This is a genomic window from Polynucleobacter sp. AP-Feld-500C-C5 (genome assembly GCF_018882265.1).
Classification (GTDB): Bacteria; Pseudomonadota; Gammaproteobacteria; order Burkholderiales; family Burkholderiaceae; genus Polynucleobacter.
Genome location: NZ_JACVOW010000021.1, coordinates 142,697 through 155,083 on the forward strand (window position 1 = coordinate 142,697; position 12,387 = coordinate 155,083).

17 protein-coding genes are annotated in these 12,387 nt (G+C 45.0%); 8 read left to right on the plus strand and 9 right to left on the minus strand.

Features of this window, described 5'->3' with window-relative positions; all coding sequences use genetic code 11:
- The first annotated feature begins 13 nt into the window (after positions 1–13).
- The 6 genes from ICN21_RS05700 to ICN21_RS05725 are packed head-to-tail and all read left to right on the plus strand — an operon-like array spanning position 14 to position 3,557.
- Positions 14–340: a hypothetical protein gene (locus ICN21_RS05700; protein ID WP_216177397.1), complete on the plus strand. Its 327-nt coding sequence runs from the start codon at positions 14–16 to the stop codon at positions 338–340.
- Positions 324–896: a hypothetical protein gene (locus tag ICN21_RS05705; protein ID WP_216177400.1), complete on the plus strand. Its 573-nt coding sequence runs from the start codon at positions 324–326 to the stop codon at positions 894–896. The genes ICN21_RS05700 and ICN21_RS05705 overlap by 17 nt, the downstream gene beginning before the upstream one ends.
- Positions 893–1,222, plus strand: a complete 330-nt coding sequence (locus tag ICN21_RS05710; protein ID WP_216177403.1) for a hypothetical protein — start codon at positions 893–895, stop codon at positions 1,220–1,222. Before ICN21_RS05705 ends, ICN21_RS05710 begins: the two co-directional genes overlap by 4 nt.
- Positions 1,215–1,772 carry a Tfp pilus assembly protein FimT/FimU gene (locus ICN21_RS05715; RefSeq protein ID WP_255534224.1) on the plus strand — a complete coding sequence of 186 codons (558 nt, stop codon included), beginning with the start codon at positions 1,215–1,217 and terminating at the stop codon, positions 1,770–1,772. The genes ICN21_RS05710 and ICN21_RS05715 overlap by 8 nt, the downstream gene beginning before the upstream one ends.
- 16 nt (positions 1,773–1,788) lie before the next feature.
- Positions 1,789–2,904 (plus strand): bifunctional diaminohydroxyphosphoribosylaminopyrimidine deaminase/5-amino-6-(5-phosphoribosylamino)uracil reductase RibD, encoded by a 1,116-nt coding sequence (gene ribD, locus ICN21_RS05720; protein ID WP_216177406.1) that lies wholly within the window; start codon positions 1,789–1,791, stop codon positions 2,902–2,904.
- Positions 2,905–2,939: 35 nt separating this feature from the next.
- The gene (locus ICN21_RS05725; protein ID WP_216177411.1) at positions 2,940–3,557 is read left to right on the plus strand and encodes a riboflavin synthase; all 618 of its coding nucleotides are present in this window, start codon (positions 2,940–2,942) and stop codon (positions 3,555–3,557) included.
- Between the two features lie 23 nt (positions 3,558–3,580).
- Here ICN21_RS05725 and queC read toward each other — a convergent pair whose 3' ends face one another.
- The 7 genes from queC to tolQ all read right to left on the minus strand — a co-directional run bounded on the left by queC (position 3,581) and on the right by tolQ (position 8,925).
- Positions 3,581–4,324 (minus strand): 7-cyano-7-deazaguanine synthase QueC, encoded by a 744-nt coding sequence (gene queC, locus ICN21_RS05730; RefSeq protein ID WP_216177413.1) that lies wholly within the window; start codon positions 4,322–4,324, stop codon positions 3,581–3,583.
- A gap of 17 nt (positions 4,325–4,341) precedes the next feature.
- The gene (gene ybgF, locus ICN21_RS05735; protein ID WP_216177417.1) at positions 4,342–5,073 is read right to left on the minus strand and encodes a tol-pal system protein YbgF; all 732 of its coding nucleotides are present in this window, start codon (positions 5,071–5,073) and stop codon (positions 4,342–4,344) included.
- Positions 5,074–5,574 carry a peptidoglycan-associated lipoprotein Pal gene (pal, locus tag ICN21_RS05740; protein WP_216177420.1) on the minus strand — a complete coding sequence of 167 codons (501 nt, stop codon included), beginning with the start codon at positions 5,572–5,574 and terminating at the stop codon, positions 5,074–5,076.
- Between the two features lie 124 nt (positions 5,575–5,698).
- Entirely contained in the window at positions 5,699–7,009 is a 1,311-nt protein-coding gene (gene tolB, locus ICN21_RS05745) for a Tol-Pal system beta propeller repeat protein TolB (protein WP_216177423.1), read from the minus strand.
- A gap of 3 nt (positions 7,010–7,012) precedes the next feature.
- Positions 7,013–7,816, minus strand: a complete 804-nt coding sequence (gene tolA, locus ICN21_RS05750; RefSeq protein ID WP_216177426.1) for a cell envelope integrity protein TolA — start codon at positions 7,814–7,816, stop codon at positions 7,013–7,015.
- A gap of 26 nt (positions 7,817–7,842) precedes the next feature.
- Positions 7,843–8,262, minus strand: coding sequence for a protein TolR (gene tolR, locus ICN21_RS05755; protein ID WP_215319615.1), 420 nt, complete (start codon positions 8,260–8,262; stop codon positions 7,843–7,845).
- A gap of 6 nt (positions 8,263–8,268) precedes the next feature.
- Entirely contained in the window at positions 8,269–8,925 is a 657-nt protein-coding gene (tolQ, locus tag ICN21_RS05760) for a protein TolQ (protein WP_215319616.1), read from the minus strand.
- Between the two features lie 76 nt (positions 8,926–9,001).
- Between tolQ and glyA the strand changes: the two genes are divergently transcribed.
- Entirely contained in the window at positions 9,002–10,246 is a 1,245-nt protein-coding gene (gene glyA / locus ICN21_RS05765) for a serine hydroxymethyltransferase (RefSeq protein ID WP_215296291.1), read from the plus strand.
- 27 nt (positions 10,247–10,273) lie between these two features.
- Complete coding sequence (gene nrdR / locus ICN21_RS05770) at positions 10,274–10,720, plus strand: transcriptional regulator NrdR (RefSeq protein WP_216177429.1); 447 nt, start codon at positions 10,274–10,276, stop codon at positions 10,718–10,720.
- A gap of 25 nt (positions 10,721–10,745) precedes the next feature.
- Here nrdR and ICN21_RS05775 read toward each other — a convergent pair whose 3' ends face one another.
- Positions 10,746–11,717, minus strand: coding sequence for a GDP-mannose 4,6-dehydratase (locus ICN21_RS05775; RefSeq protein ID WP_216177432.1), 972 nt, complete (start codon positions 11,715–11,717; stop codon positions 10,746–10,748).
- A 1-nt stretch (position 11,718) separates the two neighbouring features.
- Positions 11,719–12,384: an adenylate kinase gene (gene adk, locus ICN21_RS05780; RefSeq protein ID WP_216177436.1), complete on the minus strand. Its 666-nt coding sequence runs from the start codon at positions 12,382–12,384 to the stop codon at positions 11,719–11,721.
- Positions 12,385–12,387: the final 3 nt, after the last annotated feature.

Genomic DNA, 12,387 nt, shown 5'->3' on the forward strand with positions numbered 1-12,387 from the left:
TAGAAAATGGTATATGCGCTCAGAATCACCGAATGGATTCATCCTGCTAGAAGTTTTGGTAGCAATGAGCCTCATTTTGGGGGTTTGGATGACTTCCATTGGCGCTTATCAGGGTTTGGCTCTTCGGCTCAATCAGCAAGAAAGCAAGCGTTCACAACTGAGGCAGGATTTAGACGTGTATGAGCTCGCTGAGCAAGTGAGAGCCAATAGCAGTCAAACCAAATCTCCTAGTATCTCTAAAACTTCTTCTAAGGGCTTGAAGAATGAATCTTCTCGAGTGTCTAGTCGGAATCGCTCTTTGCGTTCTGTTGCTAAATCCACTTTTGAAAACGAGCGCTGATCTGTTCGTCAAACAAATTGAGTATGAAAAAACGCAAGCCTTGACTACTGAAGCAGAGCGCGCCCTAGAGTTAATTGGCCGCGCAATTCGAATGGCTGGTTACCAAAATATTAAATCCATCCATCAAAAAATGAATAAGAAAAATTTAAACCTAGTAATTGAAGTTCAGAAAAGAAGTGGTTACCAAGGATCAGATTCTTTAATGATCAGGCATCAGTTATCTGATGGTGTTGATTTTGATTGCATTGGGAATGTTTTAACGAGTGATCGAACAAAAAATAACTTAGCTCTTCAAGGTTTTCTAGTAGATAGACAGGCTAGTTTGCCTAAGGGCGCAAAGACTAATGGCGGCTCACTCCTGTGCCAGTCATTGGATCGTCAAGGACGTATTCAAAATACAACTTTGATGAATGGCATCAATTCCTTTAGGGTTGAGGAGTTAGGAAGCCATTCAAGGCTAGGGCAGCGGGCTTTTAAGATCAAGCTTCAAATGACTGATGGCGCTTCAATTCAGAAGGATTTTGAGCGAATCTTCACCACCAGAAATCTTCCATGATTTTGGCTTGGGTTATTTCATTATTACTTTTGTGTTCGTCTTTGATTGTGTATCTAGAGCGATTGACAGTCTTACGCATGATTGAGGTGCAGACTATCGAGCATGCGCATGAAAGATTTATAGCAGCAGAAAAATCAGTTTTAGAGTGTCAAAGCAATATCACTAACATATCTGCATTAACTGAAAATAATTGCTTCATTCAACCTGCAGGAAAAAACCAATGGTTAATTTCTAGTAAAGAGAAGCCAACTATTCAGGTGCACGTCTTAGTGAATGAAAAATCAGGTGTGGTGATACGACTAAATTGGCGTCAAGCATTTGAATAAAGATCATCACCTTGAATCAGGAGCAAGCTTGCTGGAGTTAATGGCGGTAGTTTTAATCCTTGCCATCTCCGCAACAATCACGATGCCACTGTTACAGGAGCAAATTGCTATTCGTGAAATTGAATCAGTGGCCAGAAGATTTATTGCCTATGCCCAATTTGCTCGTCAGCAAGCCTTACATCTCGGTGAGCCTGTAAAAATAGAGCCTATCTCGAATAGGTCTTGGGAGGACGGGTGGAGTATTAATAGTAGCTGCATTGGTAGGAGCCCCAAATCCACTTGTGTCGATAAAACATGGATCTTGCATGGCAAGACTGATCCTATTTTTTTTAAGGGTGGGGCTAGGCACTTTATTGATCCACATACAAGCAAGATAGGGATTCTTTTTAATGCTGCCGGAGCCGCCAAGACGGCTCAAGGTGGATTTGTTGCTAATCGTCTGATCTTGGGTCATCAGAGGGTTTCTGGCTTAGAGCGCCAGCTGATACTGGGTAGTGGTGGTCGATGGCGTATCTGTGACCCAACTAGGGATGCAAAGCGCTGCCATTGAATGGTTTAATAGACCCATGTATACCGCTGTTGATTACCAATGGATGGGCGAGGCTTTAGCCGAGGCTCAAAAAGCACTTTATTTGGCTAACCCCAATCCGCGGGTGGGTTGTGTCATTGTTAAGGATGGGCAAGTCATTGGTCGAGGTTTTACTCAACGCGTTGGCGGCTCTCATGCGGAGGTTCAAGCTCTAGCTGATGCTAAGGCAAACGTAAAAGATCCTGCAGGCTCAACGATCTATGTCACTTTAGAGCCATGCAGTCACACTGGACGCACGCCGCCATGTGTTGATGCGCTGATTGCTGCAAAGCCAGCTAAAGTGATTGCTGCAATGGGTGATCCAAATCCATTAGTCGCAGGAAATGGTTTGAAAAGGCTGACAGCGGCTGGCATTGAAGTGCAATGTGGATTGATGGAATCGGAAGCCAAAGTCTTAAATCGTGGATTCATATCCAGGATGACTCGTGGTCTGCCATGGGTGCGTTTAAAGATTGCCGCAAGTCTGGATGGAAAAACGGCCTTGCCGAGTGGTGAGAGTCAATGGATTACTGGGCCGCTCGCGAGGGCTGATGGTCACCACTGGCGTGCGCAAGCTTGCGCCATTGTTACAGGCGTTGGTACGGTTAAAGAAGATGATCCCGCCCTGAATGTGCGAGATGTTGAAACCCAACGTCAGCCATGGCGGGTTATTGTTGACTCCAAATTGGAAACACCGTCTCAAGCCAAGATTCTGAATAAGGTAGATCAGTCTGGTGTCATCATTGTTTGCGCAAATCTAGATACACCAGAGGCACAAGAGAAGGTAAAAGCATTTAATGTAAGAGGAATTGAGGTAATTGCTATACCTAATGCTCATGGAAAAGTGGATTTACCAAAGCTCTTTGCTTTTCTTGCGCAAGAGCGTGAGATGAATGAAATCCATGTGGAGTCAGGTTTTAAGCTCAATGGTTCCATGCTCAGAGAAAACTGTGTAGATGAGCTCTTGCTTTATTACGCTCCATTCTTGATGGGTGAAGGTGTTGGTATGGCAAATATCCCTGCTTTATCTTCGTTGAAATCACGACAAGATTGGCACATCATGGATCAGAGTTTGATTGGCTCTAATCTCAGGCTCAGATTAATCAAGTCCTAATTAAGACCTCAATCAGAAGAACTAAAATCACTCTTATGTTTACTGGAATCATCACTGCCGTTGGTCAAATCAAAAGTGCTCAATCTAAGGGCGATGGTCTTCATCTAATCGTTGAAGCTCCATCGGGATACTTAGATGATGTAGTGCTAGGCGATAGTATTGCTATTCAGGGTGCTTGCATGACGGCAACCCATTTAGAGGGTAATACTTTTGCTTTGGATATCTCTCGAGAGTCCTTAAATAAAACGGTTGGCTTAGATAAAGTAGGCCCAGTTAATTTGGAAAAGGCACTCCGAGTCAATGATCGTCTTGGCGGTCACCTAGTCAGTGGTCACGTTGATGGAGTTGGCAAAGTCGCATACTTTGCGCAAGTCGCTCAAGATGCATATGGGTCTTGGTTATTGCAAATTGAGGCACCAAAAGAATTAGCCCCGTTCTTAGCTTACAAGGGCTCTATCGTTGTTAATGGCGCATCACTTACTGTAAATAAAACGAAAGATAGTGCCAATGCTTGTGTTGTTGATATCAACTTGATTCCACATACCTTACAAAGTACAACTCTTGGAAACTTAAAGCAAGGCGATGCAGTGAATTTGGAGATTGATCTGATTGCGCGTTATGTTGCGCGTATGCTTGAGAGTCAATCTCAATAGGCTTAAACAAGCCTATTTTGTTTTTATTTAGTTTTGCGATAGCGCGTTGGGTCGACAACATTAGCCTGCTTAAAGCCCTCTTGTCTTAGACGACAAGACTCACATTCACCACAGGCTTCACCCAAATCATTAGCTTGATAACAGGATACTGTTTGTGAGTAATCTACGCCAAGAGTGCTTCCTAGTTGAATAATTTCTGCTTTAGTGAGCTTGATGATGGGTGCATGAACTCGAAAGCGATTTTCATTATTGATTGACTCTACACCAGCCTTAGTCGCTAGGTTGGCCATCATTTCGAAAGAGGCAACGTATTCAGGGCGGCAATCGGGGTAACCTGAGTAGTCGACTGAATTTGCACCATAGAAGACATCCAAGCCACCAAGTGATTCTGCCCAGCCTAAAGCGAGAGACAGCAAAATCGTATTGCGTGCTGGCACATAGGTAATGGGGATTTCTAAATCTTTGCCTGGAGTAGTTGGTATAGCAATGGATGAGTCGGTTAGGGCTGAACCACCAAAACGGGTTAAATCTAGATTTACTACTTCATGACGAGCGACCCCAATTTGCTTGGCAATATGTTTTGCTGCAGCCAATTCAGAAGAGTGACGCTGACCATATCCTACTGATAGAGCATAGGGTGAGTATCCTAAGTCCTTGGCTAATGCGAGCACTGTAGTGGAGTCTAGGCCACCAGAAAATAAGATAACTGCAGGGGCGCCAGACTTGCGTGGCGCGAGACTCTCAAATGCCGCAGACAACTTAGACATGAAGCTTAGGCATTGGGTTATTTAGTAGCAGCGAGCAGTTGCTGCGCATCCTTGGCTGCATCGCTATCAGGATACTTTGCAATAATCTCGCTAAAGGTTTTCTTGGCCGCTGCTTTGTTGCCACTCTCTAATTGAGAGTTGCCCAATGTCACCATTGCAGCGGGAACACGCGGATGGTTGGGATATCGTTTAATCAGACTTTGAAGTTGGCTAATAGCACCCGCGTAGTTTTTATTTGCGTATTTGCTATTGCCGCTCCAGTACAGCATAAGGGGAAGGAAAGGGCTTTGTGGATATTTAGCGCTAAATACAGAAAATCCCTCATCCGCTTTTTTAAGGTTGCCTGTCTGGAATGCTTTTAGAGCATCGTCATACGCTTTTTTCTCACCAGGTTGCACTGTGCCACTTACACCTTCAATTGTGACTGTACGTGGCTCAAAATTACCTAAGCGGGTATCTAAATCTTGGTAGTAAGTTTTTTGGCTAGATGAGATGTCATCACCTTGCTTTTCAAGCACTTCCACTTTGCCGCGTAGTTCTGCATTCTCAGCCTTGAGCTTATCAATTTGACTTTGAAGTTCAAGTTGCGTCGTAGCTAGAGATTTACGTAGGTCCAGAATTGCTTTACGAGCCTCATCATCTGAGAATAGGGCCCAAACGTTATTAGAAGCACCTAAGCAAACTAGCGCGGCACTTAAACAAAACGCTCGTAAGAGCGTTTGTTTAAAAGTATGTGAAGAGTGAATCATTTAGTTCGTAATGTAAATAATGTCAGCACGACGGTTTTCTGCCCAGGCTGCTTCTGTATCGCCTTCAGCTTTCGGCTTCTCTTTACCAAAACTAACGGCTTCCATTTGATTGTCAGATACGCCCATTAAATTGAGTGATTTACGAACAGCATCGGAACGACGTTGACCTAATGCTAGGTTGTATTCAGCGGTGCCGCGATCATCTGTATTGCCTTGAATAATGATCTTTTGATTTAGATTGGCCTTTAAGTATCCAGCGTGTGCAGACAACATCTTCTGATATTTGGTCTGAATGGTGAACTCGTCAAAGCCAAAGTAAACGCTTTTATCAAAAAGCGGACTCTTAGGATCATTCCAAGGTTGGGAGCCAAAGTTACCACTGCCGCTACCGTTGGCACTATCAACATCATCTAATTTCACGCTCGAGCAAGCTGCCATCAAAAATGCAGTTGCACCAATTAGGGCAAATGTGGCTGCACGGCGTGCGATAGAAACGTTCATGATTTTCCTTTTTCTACAAACTTGGTAATGAATTTGATACGTAATTTAGTTGGCACATAGCCTATAGTTAATATTATGCTCCCAAGAGCATCAAAAGTGCCTATTTCACCCTGAAAAGGGCGTTTTAGTCCATGAAAGGACCCCAGGAAGGCTGACGTACATCAGACCCCGGGATGCTTAAAACTTGCTTAGAATTGCCGTCTACTGAAACGGCTGCAAGGACACGTTTGCCATTGACCTTGGTTGAATAAAGGACATAGCGACCGTTGGCTGCAAATGATGGGGATTCATCGCTCGTACCATCGGTTAATGCTTGGGCATCCCCTGTCGCCAGGTTCAGAATATAGAGTCGATAGGCTCCACCAATATTGGCGATGTAAGCTAAATATTTTCCGTCAGGAGATATTCTGGGCGAAGTCACAAAGCCTTGCTTGAAGGTAACGCGTTTGGCGCCTTCTACTTGTTCACCATCTGCACTCATACGATAGATCTGGGGATTGCCACCTCGGTCGCTAGTGAAATAAATATAACGACCATCCGTTGAGTACTGCGGCTCAGTATCAATCGTGCTGCCACGAGTTAAGCGATGCAGTCCAGTGCCGTCGGCATTGATGCCATAGATTTGGGTATTACCATCCTTAGAAAGTGAGATAGCCAATCTTCTGCCGTCAGGCGACCAAGCTGGGGCGCTGTTATTTCCTTTTTGATTTGAAAGTGAAATACGTCGACCAGTAGCAAGTTCATGAACATAAATCACTGGCTTGCGATCTTCAAAAGAAACATAGGCGACTTTCTTGCCATCGGGTGACCATGATGGAGAAATAATCGGTTCGCTACTATTCATGGCATTACGAATATTTTGACCATCTGCATCAGAGATGACTAAGCGATAGCGCTTGCCATCTTTGATGACATAAGACAGGCGAGTAGAGAAGACGCCACGTTCGCCTAAGAGTTTGAAAATAATGTCATCTGCAATTTTGTGTGCTACTGCGCGTAGATTATCTGCGCTAGAGTTTAGATTCAAGCCACCAAGACTTTGCGACTTGCGAATATCAAATAGCCTATAACGAATCTCAAATTGCTCGTTACCAGTCTGTGTGACTGAACCAACTACGAGGGCATCAGCACCACGCGCTGCCCAAGATTTGTAGTTTGGCGTATCGTCAGCACTTTCTGCAGCATTACCGTTCTCGGTATTTTTAAAGTAACCACTACGTGCCAAGTCTTGGCGAATAATTTCAGTAACGCTAGTAGGTAATTTGTTTTCATCTTTAAAGCGCATCACGGCAATAGGGTAAAGCGATTGTCCAACGCCAGTGATTTCAATATTCATTTGCGCAAATGCTGGGCTCGTCAAAGTCATCAGTAAGGCAGTTACTGCAATACACAAAGATTGCAATTTCAAAATCATTTTTTTCATCAACTGCAACATGCTTTAGTCCTTGGGTTTAAAGGTCAACTTGACTTCGCGTTGTGGAATTTTGCCATTGTCATCTTTCGGCAGACTTTCTGCGCGAGAAAGTGCCAAGAGCACGGCGCGATCCCAGCTAGGATTGCCGCTGGAAGTTAAAACACTCGTACTGAGAATGGCCCCATCTGGAGCAAGGTTCACCTGAATGACGGCTGCAGGATTACCGCTGACTGATTCGGGGTTAAAGACGATGAGTGGCTTTACTTTCTTAATGACCTTATCTGTCCAGCCTGGGGGAGCGCTGCCACCGCCACCAACACCGCTTCCGACCTTGCCACCACTACCCCCTTCAGCGCCAGCGGCAGCTCGTAGCCTTGCTAATTGATCAGCGCGAACTTTTTCTGCAGCAGCATTGGCTTTAGTTTCGGCAGGCGAGGGAGCTTTAGGTGCTTCTGCTTTTTTAGGCGGCTCTTCTTTCTTCGGTGGAGGAGGCTTCACCACTTTTGGTATTTCTTTAACTGCATCTTTTTTAGGCGGCTCTTTTTCTACTTCCTTTTTCTTGACTGCAATATCAGCAGCCTCTTCTTTCATGGCTGTTTTGAGCTCAGGTTCAGGCTTAGTTACTACTTGAGGTGCGGAGTCCCATAACTCGACCTCAACCCCAGAAGGGGTGGAGTTGTTCCAACTAATGCCGATGACTAAAAAAGCAAGCAAGCCTAGATGCGCAATTAAAGAAAACGTAAATGCACGCTTAGTGCTTTCCTCTTTAGTAAAGCGTCCCCGCTTAAATGAAGAATGGGGTGATTGAAAAGTAGATGCGCTATTCATGAAGAAATAGAGTTTAGATCTGCGTCTTACTGACTCTTGACTGCTAGACCAACACGCTTGACGCCATTTTCTTTGAGCTTAGACATGACATTCATCACAGTTTCATATTTGATGGACTTATCTGCAGCCAGTACTACTGGTTGCTCAGCAGATTTCTCAGCTTGCGCTCTTGCAAATGCCCCAAGCTCAAATGGGTTCAGTGTCTGAACAGGCTCACCATCTTTGCGAACAATGACATTTTCGCTGGCATCAATCGTCAGAAAGACAGGTGGTAGTGATTGGACTTTAGCGCCACCCACGGTTGGTAGATTGACTACGCCTGGATTTACCATGGGTGCGGTGACCATAAAGATCACTAGCAAGACCAACATCACATCAATGTAAGGAACGACATTGATATCAGACATTGCCCGACGTTTTGATTTACGTAAAGAAGATCCGGCCATAGCTGATTAGCGACCTGCTGTTTGTCGTTGCAAAATATTTGTGAACTCTTCGATGAAAGTTTCAAAGCGAATTGCAAGGCGATCTACATCAGTCGCTGCGCGGTTGTATGCAACTACCGCAGGAATCGCTGCGAATAAACCAATAGCAGTTGCAACGAGCGCTTCAGCAATGCCAGGAGCTACTGCAGCTAAGGTCGCGTTCTGTACATTCGCTAAACCACGGAATGCATGCATGATTCCCCAGACTGTTCCAAAAAGACCAATGTAAGGAGAGACGGAGCCCACAGATGCCAAAAATGGCAAATTAGCTTCTAGTGTATCCATTTCGCGCTGGTAAGTAGCCTTCATCGCACGACGGGCGGCATCGATTTCACGAACTTTCATGAACTCTTGCATCCCAGCCTCAAAGATATGTTCCAGGACTGCGTCACTACGAGTATTGCGCTGTGATGCCTCTAAAAGGGTTTTGAGATCACCGCCAGACCAAAAATCACGTTCAAAGCGTTCGGTATCTCGTCTTACCCCTCGTAAAACTGCTGTTTTCTTGAAAATAATGGTCCAAGAGGCAATAGACATCCCAAGCAATAACAACATTACCAACTGTACTAATAGGCTGGCATTGAGGACGAGGGAAAGGAATGAGAGGTCTTGTGTGGTGGTCATGATGGATTTTGTATGATGTAGGTTGATTTTACTAAGTTAATTCACTCAACAATCCAACTTCTTCAGGATTATTACCATGTTTGACCGCCAGAACACTTTAGCCAAAACCGACCCCCAGTTGTGGGAAGCCATCCAGAACGAAAATAAGCGTCAAGAAGACCATATCGAGCTCATTGCCTCTGAGAATTACGCCTCACCCGCAGTGATGGCAGCTCAGGGTTCCCAATTGACGAATAAATATGCTGAGGGATATCCAGGCAAGCGTTATTACGGTGGCTGTGAATTTGTCGACGTTGCTGAGCAGTTAGCAATTGATCGTGTCAAAGTTCTGTATGGTGCTGAGGCTGCTAACGTTCAACCCCATTGCGGTGCATCTGCTAATCAAGCTGTTTTTTTGGCTTTCTTAAAGCCGGGCGATACCTTTATGGGGATGAGTCTGGCAGAGGGCGGGCATTTGACTCACGGCATGGCACTCAATATGAGCGGCAAGTGGTTCAACCCTATTTCCTATGGTCTCGATAAAAACGAAGTAATTGACTATGAGCAAATGGAGCGTTTGGCACGCGAGCACAAACCTAAATTGATTATTGCTGGTGCATCTGCCTACTCTCTGGTAATCGATTGGGAACGCATTGGTAAATTAGCAAAAGAGGTTGGCGCGATTTTTATGGTGGACATGGCACATTACTCTGGTCTGATTGCTGCTGGTGTTTATCCAAACCCAGTACCCCATGCTGACATCGTGACTTCCACTACGCACAAGAGTTTACGTGGCCCGCGTGGCGGCATCATCTTAATGAAGGCTGAGCACGAGAAAGCGATTAACTCTGCTGTCTTCCCAGGCCTTCAAGGAGGCCCTTTGATGCACGTGATCGCTGCTAAGGCAACAGCATTCAAAGAGGCGCAAGAGCCAGGATTTAAGGAATATCAAAAGCAAGTGATAGCCAACGCTAGAGCATTAGCTGAAACATTAATCTCTCGTGGGCTTCGCATTGTTTCTGGTGGTACGGATTCTCATGTGATGTTGGTGGATTTACGTGCGAAGAAAATGACTGGTAAGGAAGCGGAGCGTGTTTTGGGTGAAGCCCATATCACCTGCAATAAGAATGGCATTCCGAATGATCCAGAAAAACCCATGGTGACCAGTGGCATCCGTTTAGGTTCGCCAGCGATGACAACGCGGGGCTTTAAAGAAGCTGAAGCCAGACAGGTAGGTAATTTCATTGCAGATGTTTTAGATAACCCAACCGACCCAGAAAATATCGCCAAGGTTCGCGCACAAGTTTCTGAGTTAACGAAGCGCTTCCCGGTTTACGGTTAATCCAACCATTAAAGAAAAGAGTTCACATTGCGCTGCCCTTTTTGTCATAACGAAGATACCCAAGTTCTAGATACTCGGGTATCTGATGAGGGCGATACCATTCGCCGCCGCCGCCGTTGTGCCAAATGCGATAAGCGCTTTACAACCTACGAGCGGGTAGAGCTAGCCTTACCCGCCATTGTGAAAAAGAATGGTAGCCGAGTTGAGTACAGCCATGACAAGCTAGTAAGCTCAATTAAGCTGGCCTTACGTAAGCGCCCAGTATCTTCAGATTCAGTTGACGAATCGATTGCGCGTATTGAAGAAAAGCTACTCAGTTTGGGTGAAAAAGAAATCCCTAGCGAGCGCGTAGGTGAGCTTGTAATGCGTGAGCTGAAGCGTCTCGATAAAGTGGCCTACATTCGCTTTGCCTCTGTCTATCGAAGCTTTGCCGATATTGAATCTTTTGAAAGCGCTCTCAAAGAGCTCAAGTAGTAGATTAAAGCCATAAAGCTCCAGGCTATTGCTGGTATTTTTTTGCTTGCTCGGCACACATCATCTTGATGACGCCGTCAATATCAGTCGGCTTACTCCAGTCTAATGTTTTGATTGCTTTCTCAGGATTACCGACGTTAGAAATGATTTCGTTAGGTCGAAAGAAGCCGGGCTCGATCTCGACATACTTTTGCCAATCTAAATCAAAATATTCAAAGGATTTAGCTACAAAGTATTTGAGCGATTCTTTTCTACCAGTCGCAATCACAAAGTCATCTGGTTGATCTAGTTGCATCATGAGCCACATCGCTTGAACATACTCAGGAGCCCAGCCCCAGTCGCGAGAAATATCTAAATTACCTAGCTGTAATTTATCGAGTTGACCTGTTTTGATTTTTGCTGCACCAGTAATGATCTTTTGGGTGACAAAGCGCTCAGGGCGTAATGGCGACTCATGGTTAAACAAGATCCCAGTACATGCATAAAGTCCGTAGGATTCGCGATAGCTATTAATGAGCCACTTGGCAGTAGATTTAGCTACGGCATAAGGACTGCGAGGTGCAAATGGCGTTTGCTCGTTGGCCGGCATATCTCCAGTGTCACCAAAACATTCACTTGAACCGGCATTATAAAAACGTACAGGCTTATTGAGAAGGCGAATCACTTCTAAAATATTGAGGGTGCCAATCGCAATACTCTCAATGGCTTCGACTGGTTGATCAAATGAGAGCCCTACAGAGGTTTGACCAGCAAGATTGTAGATCTCATCAGGAGTTGATTCTTGAATGGCATTGAAAACGCTTCTAAAGTCATTAATGGATACCGAAATCAATTTGACTTGGGAGCGAATACCAAGGGTATTAAGATTACTAAAAGATGAAGCCATCACATCGCGTGATGAACCGGTAACTTCATATCCCTTAGATAAGAGGTGTTTGGCTAAATAAGCACCATCTTGCCCGGTAATACCGATGATTAGCGCTTTTTTGGATGCCAATTTACTTTAGAACAGAAAAGATTGAGATAGTAATGTCTTCAACGCTTCCAGTACCTCTGACTTTGCGATAGGCTGGCGCTTTTACTTTATCGCTCGAGTTGGCTTGCGTTGCCCAAGAAGAATAGTACTCAACCAGCGGGCGAGTTTGATCATCGTAGACTTGCAAACGTCTGCGGACTGTCTCTTCTTTGTCATCATCACGTTGAATCAAAGCATCACCAGTCACATCATCTTTGCCTTCAAGCTTGGGTGGATTGTATTTAATGTGATAAGTACGACCTGAAGCAGGGTGAACACGACGACCAGCCATACGATCAATAATCGCGTCAAATGGAACATCGATTTCTAAAACATAGTCGATTGGAACACCGGCATCTTTCATGGCCTGCGCTTGAGGAATAGTTCTTGGGAAGCCATCGAACAAATATCCTTTGCTGCAATCAGGTTGAGTCAGGCGATCTTTCACCAAGCCAATGATGATGTCGTCAGAAACTAGGCCGCCGGCATCCATAATTTTTTTAGCAGCAAGACCCAGTTCAGTTCCAGCTTTCACAGCTGCGCGCAACATATCGCCAGTAGAGATTTGTGGAATTGCAAATTTTTCACAAATAAACTGAGCTTGGGTGCCTTTTCCGGCACCAGGTGCACCGAGCAGAATTAAGCGCATTGT

What these genes read in the sequence shown, in the direction of transcription:
- tolA (WP_216177426.1), bottom strand. Translation starts at nt 7,816, where the DNA reads ATGAATAGCGCATCTACTTTTCAATCACCCCATTCTTCATTTAAGCGG.
- ICN21_RS05710 (WP_216177403.1), top strand. Translation starts at nt 893, where the DNA reads ATGATTTTGGCTTGGGTTATTTCATTATTACTTTTGTGTTCGTCTTTG.
- tolR (WP_215319615.1), bottom strand. Translation starts at nt 8,262, where the DNA reads ATGGCCGGATCTTCTTTACGTAAATCAAAACGTCGGGCAATGTCTGAT.
- ribD (WP_216177406.1), top strand. Translation starts at nt 1,789, where the DNA reads ATGTATACCGCTGTTGATTACCAATGGATGGGCGAGGCTTTAGCCGAG.
- adk (WP_216177436.1), bottom strand. Translation starts at nt 12,384, where the DNA reads ATGCGCTTAATTCTGCTCGGTGCACCTGGTGCCGGAAAAGGCACCCAA.
- tolQ (WP_215319616.1), bottom strand. Translation starts at nt 8,925, where the DNA reads ATGACCACCACACAAGACCTCTCATTCCTTTCCCTCGTCCTCAATGCC.
- tolB (WP_216177423.1), bottom strand. Translation starts at nt 7,009, where the DNA reads ATGTTGCAGTTGATGAAAAAAATGATTTTGAAATTGCAATCTTTGTGT.
- pal (WP_216177420.1), bottom strand. Translation starts at nt 5,574, where the DNA reads ATGAACGTTTCTATCGCACGCCGTGCAGCCACATTTGCCCTAATTGGT.
- queC (WP_216177413.1), bottom strand. Translation starts at nt 4,324, where the DNA reads ATGTCTAAGTTGTCTGCGGCATTTGAGAGTCTCGCGCCACGCAAGTCT.
- ICN21_RS05700 (WP_216177397.1), top strand. Translation starts at nt 14, where the DNA reads ATGCGCTCAGAATCACCGAATGGATTCATCCTGCTAGAAGTTTTGGTA.
- ICN21_RS05725 (WP_216177411.1), top strand. Translation starts at nt 2,940, where the DNA reads ATGTTTACTGGAATCATCACTGCCGTTGGTCAAATCAAAAGTGCTCAA.
- ybgF (WP_216177417.1), bottom strand. Translation starts at nt 5,073, where the DNA reads ATGATTCACTCTTCACATACTTTTAAACAAACGCTCTTACGAGCGTTT.
- glyA (WP_215296291.1), top strand. Translation starts at nt 9,002, where the DNA reads ATGTTTGACCGCCAGAACACTTTAGCCAAAACCGACCCCCAGTTGTGG.